The sequence below is a fragment of the Nonomuraea phyllanthi genome (genome assembly GCF_006334985.2).
Lineage (GTDB): Bacteria > Actinomycetota > Actinomycetes > Streptosporangiales > Streptosporangiaceae > Nonomuraea > Nonomuraea phyllanthi.
The window spans coordinates 324,332-344,942 of sequence record NZ_VDLX02000001.1 but is presented as its reverse complement, the minus strand read 5'-3'; the positions used below and the strand labels follow the sequence as shown (position 1 = coordinate 344,942).

At 71.8% G+C, this 20,611-nt stretch carries 16 protein-coding genes; 9 read left to right on the top strand and 7 right to left on the bottom strand.

The features are described 5' to 3' along the window. Nucleotides 1-4 precede the first annotated feature (4 nt). A complete protein-coding gene (locus FH608_RS01615; RefSeq protein ID WP_226898859.1) occupies nucleotides 5-1,267 on the bottom strand; it encodes an ABC transporter substrate-binding protein in 1,263 nt (420 codons plus the stop codon). A gap of 114 nt (nucleotides 1,268-1,381) precedes the next feature. Between FH608_RS01615 and FH608_RS01610 the strand changes: the two genes are divergently transcribed. The 3 genes from FH608_RS01610 to FH608_RS01600 are packed head-to-tail and all read left to right on the top strand — an operon-like array spanning nucleotide 1,382 to nucleotide 4,877. Further along, nucleotides 1,382-1,888, top strand: coding sequence for a PadR family transcriptional regulator (locus FH608_RS01610; protein ID WP_139627968.1), 507 nt, complete (start codon nucleotides 1,382-1,384; stop codon nucleotides 1,886-1,888). Next, on the top strand, nucleotides 1,885-2,613 hold the full coding sequence (locus FH608_RS01605; RefSeq protein ID WP_139627966.1) for an ABC transporter ATP-binding protein: 729 nt from the start codon (nucleotides 1,885-1,887) through the stop codon (nucleotides 2,611-2,613). Before FH608_RS01610 ends, FH608_RS01605 begins: the two co-directional genes overlap by 4 nt. Next, the gene (locus FH608_RS01600) at nucleotides 2,610-4,877 is read left to right on the top strand and encodes an ABC transporter permease (protein WP_139627964.1); all 2,268 of its coding nucleotides are present in this window, start codon (nucleotides 2,610-2,612) and stop codon (nucleotides 4,875-4,877) included. The genes FH608_RS01605 and FH608_RS01600 overlap by 4 nt, the downstream gene beginning before the upstream one ends. Here FH608_RS01600 and treS read toward each other — a convergent pair. Together treS and FH608_RS01590 are read right to left on the bottom strand one after the other, a co-directional pair. Continuing rightward, nucleotides 4,864-6,573: a maltose alpha-D-glucosyltransferase gene (gene treS / locus FH608_RS01595; RefSeq protein WP_139627963.1), complete on the bottom strand. Its 1,710-nt coding sequence runs from the start codon at nucleotides 6,571-6,573 to the stop codon at nucleotides 4,864-4,866. The genes FH608_RS01600 and treS overlap by 14 nt on opposite strands. 263 nt (nucleotides 6,574-6,836) lie before the next feature. Next, nucleotides 6,837-8,483 carry an asparagine synthetase B family protein gene (locus tag FH608_RS01590; protein ID WP_139627961.1) on the bottom strand — a complete coding sequence of 549 codons (1,647 nt, stop codon included), beginning with the start codon at nucleotides 8,481-8,483 and terminating at the stop codon, nucleotides 6,837-6,839. Nucleotides 8,484-8,621: 138 nt separating this feature from the next. On the opposite strand from FH608_RS01590, the gene FH608_RS01585 reads away from it, so the two are divergent. The 6 genes from FH608_RS01585 to FH608_RS01560 all read left to right on the top strand — a co-directional run bounded on the left by FH608_RS01585 (nucleotide 8,622) and on the right by FH608_RS01560 (nucleotide 14,758). Further along, entirely contained in the window at nucleotides 8,622-10,466 is a 1,845-nt protein-coding gene (locus FH608_RS01585) for a hypothetical protein (RefSeq protein ID WP_226898858.1), read from the top strand. A 23-nt stretch (nucleotides 10,467-10,489) separates the two neighbouring features. Next, nucleotides 10,490-11,110, top strand: a complete 621-nt coding sequence (locus FH608_RS01580) for a DALR anticodon-binding domain-containing protein (protein WP_139627959.1) — start codon at nucleotides 10,490-10,492, stop codon at nucleotides 11,108-11,110. A gap of 124 nt (nucleotides 11,111-11,234) precedes the next feature. After that, entirely contained in the window at nucleotides 11,235-12,617 is a 1,383-nt protein-coding gene (gene lysA / locus FH608_RS01575; RefSeq protein ID WP_139627957.1) for a diaminopimelate decarboxylase, read from the top strand. After that, nucleotides 12,614-13,903 (top strand): homoserine dehydrogenase, encoded by a 1,290-nt coding sequence (locus tag FH608_RS01570; protein ID WP_263008737.1) that lies wholly within the window; start codon nucleotides 12,614-12,616, stop codon nucleotides 13,901-13,903. Before lysA ends, FH608_RS01570 begins: the two co-directional genes overlap by 4 nt. A gap of 40 nt (nucleotides 13,904-13,943) precedes the next feature. Further along, nucleotides 13,944-14,405: a prevent-host-death family protein gene (locus tag FH608_RS01565; RefSeq protein WP_139627955.1), complete on the top strand. Its 462-nt coding sequence runs from the start codon at nucleotides 13,944-13,946 to the stop codon at nucleotides 14,403-14,405. After that, nucleotides 14,402-14,758, top strand: coding sequence for a hypothetical protein (locus tag FH608_RS01560; RefSeq protein ID WP_139627953.1), 357 nt, complete (start codon nucleotides 14,402-14,404; stop codon nucleotides 14,756-14,758). Before FH608_RS01565 ends, FH608_RS01560 begins: the two co-directional genes overlap by 4 nt. Nucleotides 14,759-14,763: 5 nt before the next feature. Here FH608_RS01560 and FH608_RS53700 read toward each other — a convergent pair whose 3' ends face one another. The 4 genes from FH608_RS53700 to FH608_RS01540 are packed head-to-tail and all read right to left on the bottom strand — an operon-like array spanning nucleotide 14,764 to nucleotide 20,466. Then, nucleotides 14,764-16,437: a glycosyltransferase gene (locus FH608_RS53700; RefSeq protein ID WP_139627952.1), complete on the bottom strand. Its 1,674-nt coding sequence runs from the start codon at nucleotides 16,435-16,437 to the stop codon at nucleotides 14,764-14,766. Then, entirely contained in the window at nucleotides 16,434-18,533 is a 2,100-nt protein-coding gene (locus FH608_RS53695) for a glycosyltransferase (RefSeq protein WP_139627950.1), read from the bottom strand. Before FH608_RS53695 ends, FH608_RS53700 begins: the two co-directional genes overlap by 4 nt. Next, nucleotides 18,530-20,032, bottom strand: a complete 1,503-nt coding sequence (locus tag FH608_RS01545) for a glycosyltransferase (protein ID WP_139627949.1) — start codon at nucleotides 20,030-20,032, stop codon at nucleotides 18,530-18,532. The genes FH608_RS53695 and FH608_RS01545 overlap by 4 nt, the downstream gene beginning before the upstream one ends. Next, complete coding sequence (locus FH608_RS01540; RefSeq protein WP_139627947.1) at nucleotides 20,029-20,466, bottom strand: hypothetical protein; 438 nt, start codon at nucleotides 20,464-20,466, stop codon at nucleotides 20,029-20,031. Before FH608_RS01540 ends, FH608_RS01545 begins: the two co-directional genes overlap by 4 nt. Between the last annotated feature and the right edge of the window lie 145 nt (nucleotides 20,467-20,611).

Sequence of the window (20,611 nt, the reverse complement as noted above, 5' to 3'; positions counted from 1 at the left end):
TGCCTCACTGGGTTCTGATGATCTCTTCAAGTTCTGACTTCATGGAGGCCGCGACATCGTCGGCGGACTCGCTCGAAGGGTTGCCGAGCGCCTTGGCGACCGAACTGGCGATCACCAGGCTCAGCTGGTTGTAGTTGGCGCTCACCGGCCGGGGGTTGGCCGCGAGAATGCTCTCCTTGAGCACCGGAAGGTAGGGGAAGCGCTTGATGAGGGCGGGATCGTCGTAGAGCTCCGTCCACACGGGCGGGAACGAGCCGTCGGTGAGCACCCGGCGCTCGTTCTCCAGGCTCGTGAAGTAGCGGATGAACTCCTGCGCCGTGTGCTGGTGCCTGGAGTACGCGCTGATCGCCAGGTTGGCGCCGCCCAGCGTGCTGGACCCGGGGCCGTCGAGCCCCGGCAGCCTGGTGACGCCGAGCTTCCCGCCCAGCTTCTCCTTGGCGGGTCCGTAGGCGTGCGGCCAGTTGCGGGCGAAGGCCAGCCTGCCCTCCTGGAAGGCCAGGCGCGACTCCTCCTCCTTGTAACTCAGCGATTCCTTGGGGATCCAGCCTTCGCGCAGACCCCGGAGCAGGAAGTCGAGCGCGATCTCCGCCTTGGCCGGATCAAGGGCCACCTCCGTGCCGTCCTGGCTGACGATCTGCCCGCCCGCGGACTGCAGGGCCTCGGAGAAGTTGACGGTGAGCCCTTCGTATGCCAAAAACTGCCCGGCATAGCCTCCAATGTTGTGCTTTTTCGTTATCCGTCGTGCCTGGTCGCGTAGCTCGGACCACGTCCGTGGCGGCTTCTTGACCAGGTCGGTCCGGTAGTAGAGCAGCCCCGCGTTACTCGTGTACGGGACGGCCCACAGCTTGTTCTTGTAGACCGCGGTCTCCACGACGGGCGGCAGGAACCTGTCGAGCGGGAACAACCCGCGCTCCAGGGGGATGATCCAGCCGTTCTCCGCGAATTCTGCGGTCCAGACGACATCGAGGCCCAGGACGTCGTACCGGGCGCTCTTGGCTTGGAGGTTGGCCACCATCTGAGCGCGCTGCTCGTCGGAGGCCTCGGGCAGCTCCAGCAGCGTCACCTTCTCGGCCGGGTGGGCCTGGTTCCAGCGATCCAGCAGGGGTTGCAGGTACGCCGTGGTGTCGCGGCCGGTGGCGAACGTGATGGGGCCTGTGCCGCCCGTCCCGGTCTCGCCGCCGCCCTCAGTGCTCGCTGAAGCACATCCCGCGGCCGTAAGGAGCACGACCAGGGCGAACGGCAGCGAGCGCACCTCTGTTTCCTCCACTTTCAGGGGGATACATACGTGTTAGGTAGATGCATTTATGTTATGCACACATGTAATCTGTAGGTCAACGTTTAGCTGCGTAACGCATTCGTAACACGGCGGGGAGGTGAGGCAGTGCGGCTTCACCTGCTGGCGCTCCTGGCGAAAGAGCCGGCTCACGGCTACGAACTCAAACAGGCGCTTGAGCAGACCTTCGGCAGCGCCTACCCCTCCCCCAACATCGGGCAGATCTACGTCACCCTGGGCAGGCTGGAGAAGGACGGCCTGGTCAAGGCGGTCGACGTCGAGCAGTCCAACCGGCCCAACAAGAAGGTCTACTACCTCACGGCCAAGGGCCGCGACGTGCTCACCACGTGGGTCGACGAGCCCACGGAGGGCCCCCGGGTGCGCGACGAGTTCTTCATGAAGCTCGTGCTCGCCCCTCTCACCGGCATCGCCGACCGGATGGCGCTGATCAGCCGCCAGCGCCGCCACTACCTGTCGCTCATGAGCGATCTCAACGATCTCCTGGTCCACACGCCGCCGACCGACCGGGTGGCGACGCTTCTCATCGAGGGCGCCATGCTCCACCTGCAGGCGGATCTTGACTGGCTGGAGCGTTGCCAGGAGGATCTGGCATGAGCACGGTTGTAAAAACGGTCAATCTGGTCAAAATCTACCAGGATGGCGCGGTGCCCGTGCCTGCCGTGCGCGGCGTGGACCTGCAGGTGGAGCCGGGAGAATTCATCGCGATCATGGGCCCGTCCGGGTCGGGGAAGTCCACGCTCATCCACATGCTGGGCGGGCTCGACACCAGGACGAGCGGCGAGATCTGGCTCGACGGCAAGCGGGCCGACACGCTCTCGGAGAGCGCGTGGGCGCTGCTGCGGCGCAAGAAGGTCGGGTTCGTCTTCCAGTTCTTCAACCTCGTCGCCAACATGACCGTCGGCGACAACGTCGAGCTGCCCGCGCTGCTGGCCGGGGCCTCGCCCAAGGTGGCCCGCGAGCGCAGGGAGAGTCTGCTCGGAGCGCTCAACCTCACCGACCGCGCCGACGCCTCGCCCGCCAAGCTGTCCGGCGGCGAGCAGCAGCGGGTCGCGCTGGCCAGGGCGCTGGCCAACCAGCCCAGCGTGCTGCTGGCCGACGAGCCCACCGGAAACCTCGACAGCCGCAACACCCGTGACGTGCTCCGCCTGCTCAGCGAGGTCCACAAGGAGGGGCAGACGATCGTCATGGTCACCCACGACGCCCGCGTGGCCAGCCTGGCCGACCGGGTGGTGTCCCTGTTCGACGGGGAGATCGTGGACGACGGCCGCATCTCGCGCAGGCGCACCGGCACGGCCGGCGAGGTGATCGACCTCAGATGAGCACAGCGCTGGCGGGGAGCCGCTGGATCAAGGCGGACCTGCGGGCCAGGAAGGGCCAGGCGGTGCTGACCGTGCTGACCGTGGCCGGCATCGTCGCCGCCCTGATCACCGCGGCCACCCTGCTCGAGGACGGCACCAACCCGTGGCGGAGCCTGTTCGCCCAGACCGACGGCGCCCACGTCTGGCTCTACACCGACGACAGCCCGCAGGCGGACCTGCGCGGCATCGACGGCGTGACCCAGGTGGCGGGCCCGTACCGGTCGGCGCCCGTGACGGTGGTCCAGAACGGCAAGAAGGACCCCGCCGCGCTGCGCTCGATGCCCGCGGACCAGCCCGAGGTGGCGCACCCGGTGGTGGCCGAGGGCAGGTGGCTGGACGCCTCGCAGCCCGACGGGGTGGTCGTCGAGCGCTCGTTCGCGACCTCGTTACGGATCGGGCTCGGCGCCCCCTTCACGGTCATCGCGCTCAGCGGCGAGCGCCACACCCTGTACGTACGCGGCATCGCCGACTCCGCCGAGCAGGGCTTCTACCCGCAGTGGACGCCCGGCCTGGCCTACGTGCTGCCCGCCATGCTCGACCGCATCGAGCCCATGCTGGGCCGCAGCGAGTGGGTGACGGGGCTGCGTCTGGCCGACCCCGACGCCACGCAGGTGGTCTCGCAGCGGGTGGTCGTCATGCTGGAGGACCAGCTCCAGCGCGTCTACACCTGGCGCGAGGTCAGGGCCGCCATGGAGCTGGACAACCGGCTCCTGGGCACCCTGCTGGCGCTGTTCGGGGTGGTCGGGCTCGTGGCCGCCGCGCTCGCGCTGGCCAACGCGGCCGGCGGGCGGGTGCTGGGCCAGCTGCGCGACCTGGCCACGCTCAAGTCGCTGGGCTTCACCAGGGGCCAGCTCGCGCTGCTGCTCCTCGTCGAGCACGGCGCGCTCGGCCTGCTGGGCGTCGCGATCGGCGCCCTGGTGGGCTGGGGCGTGACGGCGGCGGTGCTCGGCACCACGTCGGTGGCGCCGATCCCGGTGCTGGCCATCGTCGCGGGCACCGCGCTCGTGGTGCTGGCCGCCGTGGGCGTGCCCGCCTGGCGCGGCGGCCGCACGCCGCCGATCCCCGACGTGCCCGCCCTGCCGCCGCGCGGCCACCTGTCCAGGCTGGCCAGGCTGGCCCTCCTCGTACGCCTCCCGCCCGCCCTCGTCCTCGGCACCAGGGACGCCTTCACCAGGCGCGTGCCGGCGTTCCTGACCGCGTTCGGGCTGGCCGTGCCGATGATGATGATCACGATCGGGCTCGGCGTCTGGGCCACGCTGGACAACTTCGCCGACCACCCCGAGCAGGTCGGCCAGCACGCCGGCCTGTACGTCAGGCCGGGCAAGCTGGAGCCGGCCGAGGCCAAGGTCATCGCCGAGAGGGACAGGGATGTGCGGGCCGTCTACGCCGGCACCGACGTGAACGCCCTGGCCCCCGGAGAGGCCCGCTCGGTCCGGGTCCGGGCCATCGGCAGCTCGACGGACCCGTACCCGTTCCCCGTGGTCGAGGGCCGCATGTACGGCAGGCAGGGCGAGGCGGTGGCCGGACAGGGCCTGCTCGACCTGCTCGGCATCAAGATCGGTGACCGGGTGCGGCTGACCGTGGGCGGCACGCCGCTGATCGTCAGGATCGTCGGCAGGACCGTCGAGCCCGACCTCGACGGCGAGGTGATCTCCGTGGGGCTCGACAGCCTGGCGGCCAAGGACTCGGTGCCGCCGGAGTACTACGCGCTCGCGCTCAGGCCCGGAGCCGACCCCGCCGAGGTGCGCGGGCGGCTGCTGGCCGAGTCGGGGGAGAGCCTGGACGTCCAGGCCGCGGTGAACCCGGCCGACCGGCTGTCGGTGATCCGGGTGGTGATCGTGGCGCTGATCGCGGTGCTCATGCTGATCGGCCTGGCCAACCTGCTCACCGCCAGCGCGCTCGGCCTGCGCGACCACGCGCTCGACCTGGCCGTGCTGAAAGCCATGGGGCTGACGCCCCGCCAGGTCATGGCCACGCTCGTGACCGGCACGGGGTTGCTGGTCGTGCTCGGGGTGGGCGCGGGCGCGGCGGCCGGCATGTCCGTCGTGACCGGGCTGATCGACCTTCAGGGCCACACCAGCGGCGTGGGCGCCGGCATCGGCCGCGCGCCCTCCGCGCTGACCCTGGCCGGCGCCGTCGCGGTCGCCGTGGGCACGGCCCTCGCGGTGGCGCTGATTCCCGCCCGCCGCGCGGCCCGTGCCCAGGTGCCCGTCACTTCTCGCTGACGGTATCCGGCTTCTTCAGGGCGAACCAGTAGAAGCCGTGTGCCGGCAGCGTGAGCAGGTACGGGAGCTCGCCGATCGGCGGGAACGGCACCTCGCCGCGCGCCTCGATCGGCACCAGCCCCTCGAACCTGCGCAGGTCCAGCTCCACCGGCTGCGGGAACTTCGACAGGTTGTTCACGCACAGCACGATGTCGTCGCGGTCCTCGCGGACGAAGGTGAGCACGGACGGGTTGGACGACCACATTTCCGTGTACGCCCCCACGCCGAACACCGGGTGCTTGCGGCGGATCTCGAGCATCCTGCGGGTGAAGTGGAGCAGCGAGCCCTCGTGGCGCTGCTGGGCCTCCACGTTGACCGCCTGGTAGCCGTAGATCGGGTCCATGACCGCGGGCAGGTAGAGCCGCCCCGGGTCGGCCGAGGAGAAACCGGCGTTGCGGTCGGGGCTCCACTGCATCGGCGTGCGGACCGAGTCGCGGTCCTCGAGCCAGATGTTGTCGCCCATGCCGATCTCGTCGCCGTAGTACATGATCGGCGAGCCGGGCAGGCTCAGCAGCAGCGCCGTGAACAGCTCGATCCGGTCGCGGTCGTTGTCGAGCAGGGGGGCGAGCCGCCGGCGGATGCCCAGGTAGGCGCGCATGCGCGGGTCCTTGGCGTACTCCTTGTGCATGTAGTCGCGCTCTTCCTCGGTCACCGTCTCGAGCGTGAGCTCGTCGTGGTTGCGCAGGAAGATGCCCCACTGCGCCTTCTCGGGCAGCTTGGGCGTGCGCGACATGATCTCGGAGATCGGCTCGCGGGTCTCCTTCTTGACCGCCATGTAGATGCGCGGCATCAGCGGGAAGTGGAAGGCCATGTGGCATTCGTCGCCCCCCGTGGTGGGGTCGCCGAAGTATTCGACCACGTCCTCGGGCCAGCCGTTGGCCTCGGCCAGCAGCACCCGGTCAGGGTGGAGCCGGTCGACCTCGGCCCTGATCTTCCTCAGGTAGGCGTGCGTCTCCGGCAGCCCGGCGCACGCCGTGCCCTCGCGCTCGAACAGGTACGGCACCGCGTCCAGCCGGAACCCGTCGATGCCGAGGTCCAGCCAGAACCGCAGCACCTCCAGCATCGCGTCCTGCACCGCCGGGTTGTCATAGTTAAGGTCCGGCTGGTGGTGGAAGAAACGGTGCCAGTAGTACTGCTTGCGCACCGGGTCGTAGGTCCAGTTGGACTCCTCGGCCCCAACGAAGATCACCGGCGCGTCAGGGTAGCCCGTGGGATGGTCGGACCACACGTAGAAGTCGCCGTACGGACCTTCGGGGTCGTGCCGGGACGCCTGGAACCAGGGGTGGCGATCACTTGTGTGATTCATCACAAGGTCGGTGATGATCCGCAGGCCACGTTCGTGGGCCCGCTCGATCAGCTGCACGAAGTCCCCTAGGTCCCCAAAGTCCGGGAGGATCTTCATGTAGTCGGAGATGTCGTAACCGCCGTCACGCAGCGGCGACTCGTACAGCGGCAGCAGCCACAGGCAGTCCACGCCGAGCCACTCGAGGTAGCCGAGCTTCTCGATGAGCCCGCGCAAGTCGCCGGTGCCATCGCCGTTGGAGTCCTTGAAGCCCCGGACGAGGACCTCGTAGAACACCGCCCGCTTGTACCAGGCTGGATCCTCCGAGACGAAAGCCTCGGAGATCGGCTCCGGCAATGGGGATGCGTTGATCATATGTCGCTCACAGGAAGAGATGTGGGCAGGACGAAGTCACCGGTTGCCCCGGCGAAGTTATCTGGTGACCGCGCCGCGTAGGGTCGTCATCCCTGCGAACCCCACTGTCCGTGAACGAGACCGGATTTGTGATCTGGTGCCCGTTTGTGCGGCGCTTACGGGCCGAACACTACCAGCCCGGTGGCTTTCCGGAACCCGCTTCTGCTGTGCGAGAGTTCGTACCCAGGAGATCCGTAGGTAATCGCCCTGTTACCCAGCGTTCACTAAAAAGGAGGCGCAAGGTCCGAGAGGTCGTTCTCGAAGTCGCTCAACCACAGCCCGAAAAGCACCAGACCGCGCACCCAGAAGCGGTCGTTCCAGCCGTTGTACCTGGTCAGAGCGTCGGGACCGCCGGCGATCACCTCGTGCATCTCGTCCGACAGCAAGGTCGGCACCCGGCGCACCACGGTCTCCAGCATGCGGTGCGAATAATTTCGGGCAGGGGCGGCCGTCGACCGCAACGGCACCCGCCTCAATGGCTGCTTGACCACATTCGTGGAAGGCAGGGCGGCCACCCGAGGATTGGCCGCGTGCAGCACCTCGCGGTAGAAGCGGCCCTGGTGCTTGCGGGCGACGCCGACCGAGAGCGCGGCGTCGAAGAAGCGGGGGTCGATGAACGGCGCCGCGAACGACGCCTCGGGCCCCACCAGGTTGACCACGGAGCGCGCGATGCCCCGCACGGTCCTGGTGTGCAGCACCGACAGCGGCAGCTCGGCCCGGTGCCCGTGGAACATGGAGGTGGCGGCCGCGAACTGCTCGCGCACGGTCTCCTCCATCCACTGGGCCGCCGCCTTCGACAGGAACGGCTGCGAGGGCGCACCGAGCGACAGCGAGGAGAGCACGGCCGCGGAGCGCTCGGCCTGCGTCCTGGCCTCCAGCGCGGCCCCGCTGACCATGAAGTTCTTCAGCAGCGGCCCGCCGGCCAGGCCGTCGACGAGGATCCGGCCCGCGCCGTGCACCTCCTTGGCGAAGGGCGCGTACCAGGCGTGGTGGGGCGTGAGGTATTCGAGCCTGCGGGCCACCTCGGCGGCGTCGCCGGGGTAGGCGGCGGCGTCCTGGGTGATCACCCGGTGCGGGATGTCCAGCTCCCTGGTGATCGCCCTGGCGAAGGCGATGTCGGTGTCGGTGCCGTCGTCGGGGCTGGTCGTCCACGACTCGACGTCCATCCCGCGCGCGACGGCCACGCCGGCCAGCAGCCGCGAGTCGTAGCCGCCGCTGACCGGCACGAGCAGCTTGCGGCCCTCGTAGCCCGCGTAGACCTCGCCCAGCAGCTCGACGATCTCGCCGGGGCTGATCCACGACTCGTACGGCTCGGTGCGCAGCCAGCGGGGCAGCCGGCGCTCCGTGGCGAGCCGGCCGTACCGCCACACCAGCGCGCTCGACCCCGGCAGCCGCTTGACGCCGGTGTACGGGGTCGCCTCGCCCAGCGGGAACGTCACCTGGAGGATCGAGGCCCACGCCGACCAGTCGATCTCGATCGGCGCCAGGCTGAGCAGCGGCTGGATCAGGGACGAGAAGTAGACCGCGTCGCCGTGGCGCACGAAGTAGACGTCCACCAGCCCCAGGGCGCCGGTGTGGAGCGTGACACTCTCGCCGTCGCCGATCAGGCCGGGCGTCTCGTACGTCTCCGCCACCGCCATCCAGTCGGCGGCCCGGTCATCGGCGGAGGAGGGCTTGCGTTCGCCCCACGAGAACGCGAACGTGTTGCCCGCGCGGTGGTAGGGCGGCAGGGGCGTGGAGCTGAACAGCGCCGCCTCGGGCGACTGGAGCGCCGGCAGCACCCTGGGGCCCGCGGCGGTCAGCTTGCCGAGTATGGCGGTGTCGATCCGGCCGAGAGCGCCGCAGACGTAGGGCCGCACGTTGAACTGCACCGGATCTCATCCCTTCGAGACGCTTCCCGCAAAAGAGTATCCTTTGCCGGGCTGAGGGAGCGGAGGTCGCGTGAGCGAGCGGAGCGAGGGAACAATCAGACGCAGCGTCTTGGTCGCCGGGCCGAGGAAGGAGGCCCGGTGACGATCGAGCTTGAGAGCACTCGCCGGGCGCTGCGGGACGCCGTGGCGCAGGCCGAGCGCGCCGCGGAGCTGGCGAGGCTGCTGGACGCCGCCCAGGCCCGGCTGGCCGCCGCCGAGCAGAGCGCCGACGAGGTCAAGGCGCTGGCCGAGCGGCTGAGCGAGACCGAGGAGCGGCTCGCCGCCGAGCAGGCCGCCGCCGACAAGCTCCGCAGGGAGCTGGCCGAGCAGCGCTTCCAGGCCGAGGTGGCCAACTGGAAGCTGTCCTCGATGAAGGTCGCCCGCTGGAACCGGCTCGGCGACGCGATCAAGAGCGGCAGGAACAACCCGATGCGCCTGGCCAAGGGGCTCAGGGGCGCCGCCAAGCCGGTCAAGCGGCCCATCGCGCCCAAGCGCCGGCCGCCCGCCGCCGCCAAGTCCAAGGACGAGCGGCCCGGGGCCGCGTTCCAGGCCACCAGCACCACGAGGACGCTCGGGGGCGCCTCCTTCAAGCTCAAGCCCTTCCGGGTGCCGACGGGGCCCAACACCAGGCCGCACCTGACGGCGGCGGTGATCGCCGACCCGCACGCCGAGGCGCTGCTGCGCTACGAGTGGCGGCAGACGACCGGCTTCACGCCCCGCGACTTCGCCAGGGTGCTCCCGCTGGAGGTGCCCCACCTGCTGGTGGTCGAGTCCGTCACGCAGGGCCCGTGGGTCGAGGAGATCACCGGCGAGCCGGGCGAGGGCATCAGGGCGCTGCTCGACTGGTGCGCCGAGCGCGGCATCCGCACGGTCTTCTGGCACACACAGGGCGACGTCGCCGCGTACGCCGCGACGGCCGAGCTGTTCGAGCACCGGTTCACCACCGACGTGACGGTGGCCTGGCCGCGCCTGCAGTTCGGGGTGCAGCCCAGGGTGCACAACCCGCTGCCGCTGGCCGGCGGGCGCATCGACCGGGTGCTCACCCTCGACCAGCTCCTGCCCGGCCACCTGGCCTACCCCGACGTGCTGACCTCCTACCGCTGGCCGTCCGGAGTGGACTGCCCGCCCGGCACGCCCCAGTGGCGGCTGGCCGAGATCGCCGCCTGCGGCACGCCCATCGGCCCCGAGCCCGACGGGCGGCGGGCGCACGTGGCGCTGCGGCGGGCGTACCAGATGGGCACGATGACCGAGCGGATCGACGAGATGCTGGAGGCCATCGGCCTGCCCAGCGCCCGCGCCACGCTCAACACCTCGGTTCTGCTCCCGATCCTCGACCCCTACCTGATGGAGCACGCCCTGGCGCAGGTCGCCAAGCAGTCGGGGGTCGACCAGCTCGTCGTCATCGGCCCGCCCGAGACGGAGCTGCGGGCCCGCGACGTGCTGCCGGACGTGGAGGTCGTCTACCGCCGCCCGCACCCGGCCATGACCGAGGGCGCGATGCTCGACGCCGGCATCGACCTGTGCGAGGCCGACCTGGTGGCGGTCATGGACCCGCGCGACGTGTACGGCGCCCACTACCTGTCCGACCTGCGCCGGGCCTTCCTCTTCAGCACCGCCGACATCGTCGGCAAGGCCGCCTTCTTCGCCCACCTGCGCAAGCCCCAGGCCACCCTGCTCAAGCAGCCCGACGCCGAGTACGCCTACCTCCCCGAGGTCGCGGGCGCCACCCTCCTGGCCCGCCGCAACACGCTGCGCGAGGTGGGCTTCGCCGACCTCACGGAGGGCTGGGACGAGGTGCTCATGCGGCAGTGCCGCGAGGACGGCATCAAGGTGTTCTCGGCCGACCGGTTCGGCTACGTGCGGGTGCGCGACGAGGACCGCTGGCTGCTCGGCGCGGCCCACCTGGTCGAGTACGGCTCCGCCGAGCCGCACGCGCTCATCTGAGCCCCCGCCGTAGGGTCGTCACCATGACGCCCGTCGAGCTGGCCGAGGTGCTGGGGGAGCCGCCGGTTCCGGAGGGCACGTGGGAGCGGGAGGCGATCTACGTCTCCGCCGCGGCGCTGCGTCGCCGGGTGCCGGCCGGGCCGCTGGCCGAGCGGGTGCGCGGGCTGGCCGGGGTGGCCGCCGTCGAGGTCAGGGGCGACGGGTTCCTGCGGATCGTGGTCGGCGAGCCGGCCGAGGCGATGCTCTTCGAGCCGCCCCGGCTGCCGGAGCCGTCCTGGCCGGACTTCCCGCGCACCTGGGACAACCCCGGGTTCGTGGTGCGTTACGGGCATGTGCGGGCCTCCTGGGTGCTGCGGTGGGCGCGGGAGCTGGGGGTGCCGTCCGGGGAGGTCAGGGGGGAGCTGCTCGACGGCGCGTACGACCGGCGGGTGCTGCGGGTGCTGGCCGAGCTGCCCGGCCGGCTGGTGAGCCGGGACCCGGGATGGGAGGCCTACCTCGTACGGCTGGCCCTGGCCTACCACGACGCGCACGAGCGCGCGCCGGCCGTGCCGGTGGGCGACCGGCCGGCGGGCCCGGTGCACGCGGCGCGGGTACGGCTGGCGCGGGCCGTACGGGACGTGCTGCCCGGCCCCGACAGGCTCTGACTAATCGCAAAATATCCGGCCAAACGGCGAAAAATCGTAAAAATATCCCTTCCAGGGCTTGATCGCGTCTCGATACGTGGTCAGTGGGTCATGGCTTGGTTGCGCTTCCGATAGCCTCGATCGGGTGAGTCGATTCGTCCATCCCGCCGGGGACCGGCACGCCGAGATGCTGCCCCAGGAGCGCCCGCCGGTGGCGCCCGCCGACCTCAACCGGATCAATCCCGCGATCTGGCCCCGAACGTCGGCGCGGACCGATGGCGCGCTCACCGTCGGCGGGGTGGACGTGCGCGATCTGGCCCGCGAGCACGGCACCCCCCTCTTCGTCCTCGACGAGGAGGACGTGCGCTCGCGGATGCGCGACTACGCCACGGCCTTCGCCGGCTCCGAGGTCCACTACGCCGGCAAGGCGTTCCTGTGCAAGGAGATCGTCCGCTGGCTCCACGACGAGGGCCTCGGGCTCGACGTGGCCAGCGGCGGCGAGCTGGCGGTGGCGCTGAGCGTCGGCTTCCCGCCCGAGCGCATCACGATGCACGGCAACAACAAGTCCGTCGCCGAGCTGACCAGGGCCGTGGAGGCCGGGGTCGGCCACATCGTGGTCGACTCGTATGAGGAGATCGCCAGGCTCGGCCACCTCGCCGAGCGGCTGGGCAGGCGGCCCAAGGTGATGATCCGGGTGACCACCGGGGTCGAGGCCCACACCCACGAGTTCATCGCGACCGCGCACGACGACCAGAAGTTCGGGCTGTCGCTCAACACCGGCGCCGCCGCCGAGGCCGTGCGCCGCATCCTCGCCCTGCCACAGCTCGAGCTCGTCGGGCTCCACTCCCACATCGGCTCCCAGATCGTCGACACGGCCGGGTTCGAGGTGGCGGCCAGGCGGCTGACCACGCTGCTCGTGCAGGTCAAGGACGAGCACGGCGTCGTGCTGCCCGAGCTCGACCTCGGCGGCGGCTACGGCGTCGCCTACGTCGAGGGCGACGAGGCGCCCGACATCAAGGAGCTGGCCGACGGCCTGCGCGAGATCGTCACCAAGGTGTGCAAGGACGCCGGCCTGCCGGTGCCCAGGCTGACCGTCGAGCCGGGGCGCACCATCGTCGGGCCAGGCGGCATCACCCTCTACGAGGTGGGCACGGTCAAGGACGTCGAGGGCCTGCGCACCTACGTGAGCATCGACGGCGGCATGAGCGACAACGTGCGCACCGCCCTCTACGGCGCCGAGTACACCGCGGTGCTGGCCAGCCGCGAGAGCGCCGCCGGGCCCATGCTCAGCCGCCTGGTCGGCAAGCACTGCGAGAGCGGCGACATCATCGTGCGCGACCTCCACCTGCCGGCCGACCTCGCGCCGGGCGACCTGATCGCGGTGGCGGCCACGGGCGCCTACTGCCGGTCGCTGGCCAGCAACTACAACTACCTGCCCAAGCCCGCCGTGGTCGCCGTCTCCGGCGGCCGGTCACGGGTGATCGTGCGGGGCGAGACCGAGGACGACCTGTTGAGGGGGCAGCTGTGAAACCGCTGAAAGTGGCTCTCCTGGGCTGCGGCGTCGTCGGCTCGCAGGTCATCAGGCTCATGCACGAGCAGTCCGCCGACCTCGCTGCCCGCATCGGCGCCCCGCTGGAGCTGGCCGGGGTCGCGGTGCGCCGGCTCGGCCGCAAGCGCGACGTCGAGGTGGACCCGGCGCTGCTCACCACCGACGCCGAGGCGCTGGTCGCGCGCGACGACGTCGACATCGTCATCGAGGTCATCGGCGGCATCGAGCCCGCCCGCTCGCTGATCGTCTCCGCCCTGTCCGGCGGCAAGTCGGTGGTCACGGCCAACAAGGCGCTGCTGGCCGAGGACGGCGCCACCCTGCACGAGGCCGCACGGGCCGGCAACGGCGACCTCTACTTCGAGGCCAGCGTGGCCGGCGCCATCCCGCTGCTGCGCCCGCTGCGCGAGTCGCTGGCCGGCGACCACGTCAACCGCGTGCTCGGCATCGTCAACGGCACCACCAACTACATCCTCGACAAGATGGACACGACGGGCGCGTCCTTCACCGACGCCCTGGAGGAGGCCCAGACGCTGGGCTACGCCGAGGCCGACCCGACGGCCGACGTCGAGGGCTTCGACGCCGCGGCCAAGGCCGCCATCCTGGCCGGGCTGGCCTTCCACAGCCGCGTCACGGCCGCCGAGGTGCACCGCGAGGGCATCACCGAGATCACCGCCACCGACGTGGCCTCCGCCAAGGAGATGGGCTACGTCATCAAGCTGCTGGCCATCTGCGCCCGCTCCGACGACGGCCGCTCGTTCGGCGTGCGGGTGCACCCCGCCATGATCCCGCGCACGCACCCGCTGGCCGGGGTGCGCGAGGCGTACAACGCGGTCTTCGTCGAGGCGGAGTCGGCGGGGCAGCTCATGTTCTACGGCAAGGGGGCGGGCGGGGCGCCCACCGCGTCCGCCGTGCTCGGCGACCTGGTGGCCGTCGCCCGCAACCGCCTGGCGGGCGCGCGCGGGCCGGAGGAGTCGACGTACGCGGACCTGCGGGCCCACCCGATGGGCGAGACGGTCACGCGCTGCCACGTGGCCCTCGACGTGGCCGACAAGCCGGGCGTGCTGGCGCGGGTGGCCGAGCTGTTCGCCAAGCACGACGTGTCGATCCAGACCGTGCGCCAGGAGGGGCACGGCGACGACGCCCAGCTCGTCATCGTCACCCACCGCGCCACCGACGCCGCGCTGACGGCGACCATGGAGGGGCTGCGCGAGCTCGACATCGTCCGCGCGGTCGCCAGCGTGATGCGCGTGGAGGGCGACGAGTAGCTCATGGACTTCGGAAATAATTCCGAAGTAGGCTTCTCGTGTGACCACACCGACGGTTCCCTTTTCTGATCTCTCGAAGCACTCCAAGGAAGTCGCCGAGACGCTCAACCGCGTGCATCGGGTGCACATCAGACGCCGTGACGGGGAAGACCTCTACCTCACGACAGCCCGGCACGATCGGGAGAGGGAGGAGACGGCGAGCGTGGTGGCCGGCCTGCTCGCCGCGCTCGTCACGAGCGACGAAGGCGTGCGGGCGGTCAGGCAGGCACTCCTGGCCGTGTTCTCGTGGGCGCGGCATCTGTCGCCCGAGGAGCGGCAGGAGTTCGTGCGCGACCTCATCGACGCGACCCGGGACGCCGTGGACCTGGACGTCCACGCCACCCTGCACCGGGTCGTCGTCGAGTGGCGCGCGACCGCTCGTATCCTGGCCGATCCCGCACTGGCCGCCCGGCTCACCGGCCCACTGCCGGAAGACGACCACGGAGAGGTGCTCGCACCGTGAGCCCGAAGCGCGGCGACGACGTGGCGCCACCCCCTGTAGAGGGTGAATGGCGGCTGAGATTCGCCACGAACGACGCGGCAAAGGGATGGGCGGCGCTGTGCACGGAAGCTCCTGGCAACGCCCGGCGCTGTTTCGAGGCGTTGAGGAGTGATCCGCTCTCCACCGAGATCCCCGACAGGCAGCACCGGCTTCGCGGCCGGTTGGCGACCACGAGTTACGGCGGACGTGAGTTGCCGCAATGGGAGTACGAGGTCACCGCCGGTGGGCGCGTGCGATATCTCGTAGACGTGGATCGGCGGACCGTCTACTTCGTCTACGCGTCAACCCGGCACCCGAAGGACACCGACGCATAGCCGTGTCAGGTGTCGGGGAAGGCGAGGTCGCGGACCTTGCGGACGGCACGTTCGAGCACTGAGCGGTTGCCGGCGCGCGACAGGCGCACCGCCTCGCGGCGCCAGGTCTCCGCCTTCTCGCGCCAGCGGGCCGCGTCCCGGCCGTTCTTGCCCGCCTCGCGCCGCAGCTGCCCGATCTCCGCCCGGAGCGCGGCCACGCGCTTGCGGTAGAGGGCGAGCTCCTTCTCGTGCGCGGCGGCGAGCCGGTCGAGCTCCGGGACCGGCGGCCGGCGCGGCGGGTAGACCTCAGGGCGGCGGGCGAAGCCCCAGCTCTCGCCGTCCACCCATTCGAGGCCGAAGAGGGCGTCGATCAGGTCGTCCCGATCGTCGTCCGGGGCGGCCACCAGCGCGGCCCGCGACCGGGCGGCCGTGCGGTCCAGGCGGGCCACGGTGACGCCCTCCGCCGTCTCCTCCAAGGCCACGCACACCGCGCCGAGGTCGCCCGCCTCCATGTGGTCGATCAGGCGTTCCACCGTGTCCCTCGAGGGAACCCAGCCCGGCGGGACGGAGAGCCGGAACGGCGGCGTGCCTTCGAGCGGGCCGGTCAGGTGGACGCGGGGGTCGTGGGCGAAGTTCGCCTGGATGAGGCGGAGGTCGAGGTCAGGGTCCGCGAGCGGGGAGCGGCGCTCCCCGGTGAGCGCGTGCCAGGGGCCGGGGACGGTGACCCGGACGTCCTGGACGGAGCCGGCCAGGAGGGCGTCGACCGTCGCCCGCACGTCCTCGTACGAGCCGGCCGGCACGGTCGCGTCCACGTACGGCACCAGCCACTGCCGGCCCGGGTCCGTGCGCAGGTAGCGGCGGTAGGGGACCCGGTCGGCGACGTAGGGGTCGTTGTAGCGCTTCAGCGCCGCGAACTCGCGCATCGCGGTCGGCAGCCCGACATGCCACGCGCGCGACTCCGGGTCCGGCACGAACACCGCGCCGGCCTGCGTCAGGCGGTAGCCCAGCTCCGTGTCCTCGGCGAGCACCAGGGACGTGTCCATGCCGCCGATCGAGCGCAGCAACGCGGCCGGGTACGACGCCGTGGCGCCCACGTGGACGCGGGTGGCCAGGGAGCTGGGGGCGTGGCGCAGGCCGTCGTGGTCGGCGATGATCTGCTCGGCCCAGTCGTGGCGGTGCGGCGAGAGGGGGAAGAGCGCGTCCTCCTCGCCCCGCTCCAGCGCCCGGCGTACCCGCTCCTGCGTGGGAAGGTCGGTGGCGGCGGTGAAGTCGATCCAGCCCAGGGCCACCACGTACGGCGCCAGGTGGTGCCAGCGCAGCTGGGCCTCCAGGTGCCGCCGGTGCGGGACCATGTCGGCGTCCAGGACGAGCACCACCTCGCCGGTCGCGGCGTCGAGGCCCGCCTGCACGGCCCAGGCCCGGCCCCAGCCGCCGGGCGGGCTGGAGATCAGCTTGGTCCTCGCCGGGACCAGTTCGGGCAGGCGCAGCGGGGTGGCGCTGCCGTCGTCCACGACGATGACGTCCACGAGGTGCTCGGGGTAGCTCTGCGCGGATAGGGCGGCCAGGGTGAGGTCCAGCGTGTCCTGGCGGTCGTGGGCCGGGATGACGACGGTGACGGCCAGCGTGGGCTCCCAGGCGCCCAGGTCGGGCGGGTCGAGCACGCCGAAGTCGTTGCGGCGGATGCGGGGCACGCCGGTCATGGGAGGGGGCTCCCGTCGAGTGCCATGAGGGCGTTCGGGCGGAAACCGCGCCACTGCCGCCTGTTGCGCTGCAGGAACGTGCCGATCGGCTCCTGCCAGGTGTGGCCGGCCGCCGGGCCCCTGCGCAGGATGTAGCCGAGCCCGTGCGTACGGTAGATCTGCCCGCCCGCCGCCTGCAGCGCCTCCTGGAACTGGGTGTCCACCGAGCGCCGCAGTGGCCTGAACCCGCCCACCGCCTGGAACGCCGACCGCTCCACCAGGATCGTCCCGCCGGCGACGAAGCTCGTGATCTGCTCGGTGACCTGCCTGCGGTGCACGGTGACGTCGATGGACGACAGGTAGACGAACTCCGGCACCGTGCCGACCACCTGGGCGCCCGAGTAGGAGTGGGCCAGCAGCAGGTCGGACAGGAAGTCGGGGCCGTACCAGTCGTCGTCGTCCATCTTCAGCAGGAACGAGCCCGAGGCCCTGGCGGCGGCGTCGTTCAGCACCTCGCCGAACACGGCCCGGCCGTCCGCCTCGAAGGCGGTCAGCGGCCCCTCGAACGCCGCGATCGCCCCGGCCACGTCCGGGTGGCCCTTGGGGACGCCGTGCAGCGCGAGGATCACTTCCAGCCGGGCGCCGCGCTGGCGGGCGATCTGGTCGAGGGCGAACGCCACCATGTCCGTCCGGCGGGTCGCCAGCAGGACCGACGTGAGCGGGGGAGCGGGGGCGGGCGCGCCGAGCTGCTCCCAGCGCGCCGCGACGCCGTGGGTACGGAGGGCGGCGCGGCGCAGGCGGATGCTGTGCTCCTCGCGCCGCAGGTCGTCCGTGAGGTCAGGGCAGAGCTCGATGAGCCCGGCGAGCTCGTCGCCGAGCGCGCCGGCCCAGCGGGGCACCGACTCCGCGTGCAGCGGCACCCCGGCGGCGGCCAGCCCGGCCAGCACCCGTACGGCGGCCAGCGGGCCGCTGTGGGCGTGCCGCCAGTCGACCTCGACGCCGCGGATCTGCCGCAGCCTGGCCGCGTCCGCGTCGGTGACCCCGCCGGACTCGGCGAACGTCGTCACGACCTTGCCGTCCAGCACGACCGACCACCGGCCGTCCCGCTCGGCCAGCGACGCCGTGCCCCGGGAGGGGGTGGTGACGAAGCCCTGGGGGTTGACGAGCCGTTCGTCCACGGGAGGGATCATGGAGGGCTCGGCGAGCACGTCGGGATCGGCCAGTGGCGAGGTGCCCATCCCGGGGCGGCCCAGGCGCTCCCAGCTCACGGCCCGCAACGTCGGCCGCTCGATGGGCGTCTCGTCACCCGTCCACGCGGCCTCGCGCTCTCCACCGTCCGGCCGCTCGGCCGCGCCCTCCCCGCCGGGCGTATCCCTGGGTGCGGCTCCGGCGTCCGGGGCGGGAGGCGGCGCGGCGTCGGAGGCGGCCCGATCGTGGCCGGGAGTGTCGTGGCCGGAGGCGGTCCGGCCGGGGGCGGGGGGCCGTTCCACGGACGGGTGGCCCAGGGTGCGAAGGACCAGGTCGCCGCCCGGCGCGCCCACCCGCTCGGGCACCGGCCCCGTCACCTCGGCGGGCGTCGCGTTCGGATCGCCCGGCCGCCAGTCCGCCGCCCCGACCCCCGCGATCGCCGCCGCCGGAGCTCCGATGACGTCGAGCCGGTGCCCCGCGAACGCCCGCGCCATGGCCGTCACCGTACGGCCGGCGGGCGTGGGAGCCGAGAACCGGGCGTCCACCACCCACACCCGGTTCTTCGGCCGGTACACCCGCAAATCCGTCAGCGACCGCCACCGGTGCGCGGGAGTCGGCGTGGGCACCGGGGCGGGATGCGAGGCGGGCGTGTCGAGCACGGCCACGACCGCCCGTTCGGCCTGCGGCAGCAGCTTGTGCAGGGTCGCGATCCTGCGCAGGTCGGCCGGCGTCCTGGCCAGCACCAGCACCGCGGGCGCCGCCCGGCCCTGGTCGGCGGGCGGCTCCGACGGCTCCAGCAGGTCCCGGTCCAGGTCGACGGCGGCGCGCCCGGCATCGGTGTACAGGGCGGCGGCGCCGTCGGTGGCGGGGTCGATCCCGGCGAAGTAGACGCGCGCCCCGCGCAGCTCCGCCAGCAGCTCGCCGATCATCCGGCGCTCCGCAGCTGCCTGATCAGCGACCCCAGCCCGCCACGGCCGCCGTCGCCGTCATCCGCGGGCGGCGCGGCGGACAGCCGTTCCACCTCGGCCGACAGCCGTTCGACCTCGGCACGCAGCACCTTGACCTCCTGCAGCCGCTCCCCGGCCAGCGCCCGCCACTTCGCGGGATCCCCGGCCGGCGGCTCGGCCTCGTCAGCCGTCGCGAAGCCGTACTCGGCCCCGCTGACCCACTCCGACCCGAACATCTCGTCCACCAGGTCGTCGGCCTCGCCCTCGAGGAGGGAGGCGCGGGCGAACGCCGCCGTACGCTCCAGGCGGGCCGCCACGACCCCGGACGGCCCTTCGGCCAGCGCCACGCTGACCAGGCCGAGCTGGTCGCGGCCGGCGTGGCGGACGAGCCTGGAGAGGGTGTCGGCGCCCAGCACCCACCCCGAGGGCAGGCCGAGCAGGAAGGGGGCGGGCGCGGCCGAGGCGGGTACGCTCTGCGCGAACACCACCCGGGGCTCGTGAGCGTAGAGATTGCGCAGCAGGCGCAGGTCGAGCAGGGGATCGTCGAGGTTGGAGCGGCGCTCGCCGGTCAGCTCGTCCCACGGCCCGACGAGCGTGACGGCCGCGTCGGGGAGCGTCCCCGCGAGCGCGGAGTCCACGCTCGCCCTGGTCTCCTCGTACGTCGTCGCGGCCACGACGACCCGCACGTACGGCACGCGCCAGGTGCGCCGGGGATGGCCGCGCAGCCAGCGCAGGTCGGGGATGAGATCGCCCAGGTACGACCAGTTGTGCCGGTGCACCTCCCGCTCCCGCAGCATCACGGTGGACGGCCCGACGTGCCACGCCCTGGCCTCGGCGTCGGGGATGAAGACCGCCCCGGCCTGCGCCAGCCGGTAGCCGAGCTCGGTGTCCTCGGCCATGTCGAGTGAGGCGTCGACGCCGCCCGCCGCGCGCAGCAGATCGGTCCGTACGGACGTGGACGCGCCCGTGTGCAGCAGGTACGCGCTCGCGCCCGCCTCCTTGAGCCGCGCCGTCGACTCCAGCGTCTTGCGCGTGTACTCCGCCTGGACGCCCTCCTCGCCCGGCTCCGCCACGAACCGCGTGTCCCCGATCACCACCGCGTATTCGATCAGGTGGTGCCAGCGCATGTGCGCCTCGATGTGGTCGTCGGCGAGCAGCATGTCGGAGTCGAGCCAGTGGATCACGTCCCCTGTGGCCGCGAGCTGTCCCGCCTGCCGGGCCGCGCCGCGCCCCCATCCGTCGGTCACCCGGACGACCCGCGCGCCCGGAACGTCGAGCGGCGGCTCGTTCCCGTCGTCCGCGATCACCACGTCGAGCAGCTCGGCCGGGTACGTCTGCCGCGCGAGCCCCGCCATCGTGCGCTCCAGCGTCCCGGCGCAGTCGCGGGCCGGGATGACGACCGAGACCCGGAGCGTGGGCCGCCACGCCCCGATCACCGGGGGCCGCAGCGCGCCGTAGTCGTTGTGCCTGACCAGCGTCATACGGAGTCCCTGGCCAGCGCGCGAACCTCCGCGCGCAGCGCCTCCACCTCTCGTGCCCGCGTCATCGCGTTCACCCGGTCCTCGCCGAGCGAGGCGAGGATGGCGCCCAGGTCGTCGGCCCGCCGCGCGGCCGAGTCCTCGACGGCCCGCGCCACCTGGTCCAGCCTGGTCTCGATGGTCTTCAGCGCGGCGGTGGTCCGTGCCAGCTCAGCCTCGTGCTTCCTGATCCGCAGGTCGATCCGCTGCGCCTTGCCGTCGAGGCGGCGCACGGAGAACGCGAGATAGGCGAGGGCGGCCAGCGCGACCAGGAAGGCGAGCGTGGCGGCGGCCGCGCCGAAACTGATCAGGCCGGCGAGTACGAGCAGCGCGAGCACACAGACGGTCGCGGCTGCGGGAATTGCGGCGGTCGCGGTCCACCTGCGAGGCAAGAGCATCCGCGCGTACCTTTCGTCGTTCCCTGCTTCTGGGGCAATAGGGACGTCTTGGACATCTTCGGATTATTGACACCCTAATAAACAACGGCACCTACCGTGCCATAACTTGCCGCACGAGAACGGAAAATCACCTCGGCTTCACCTG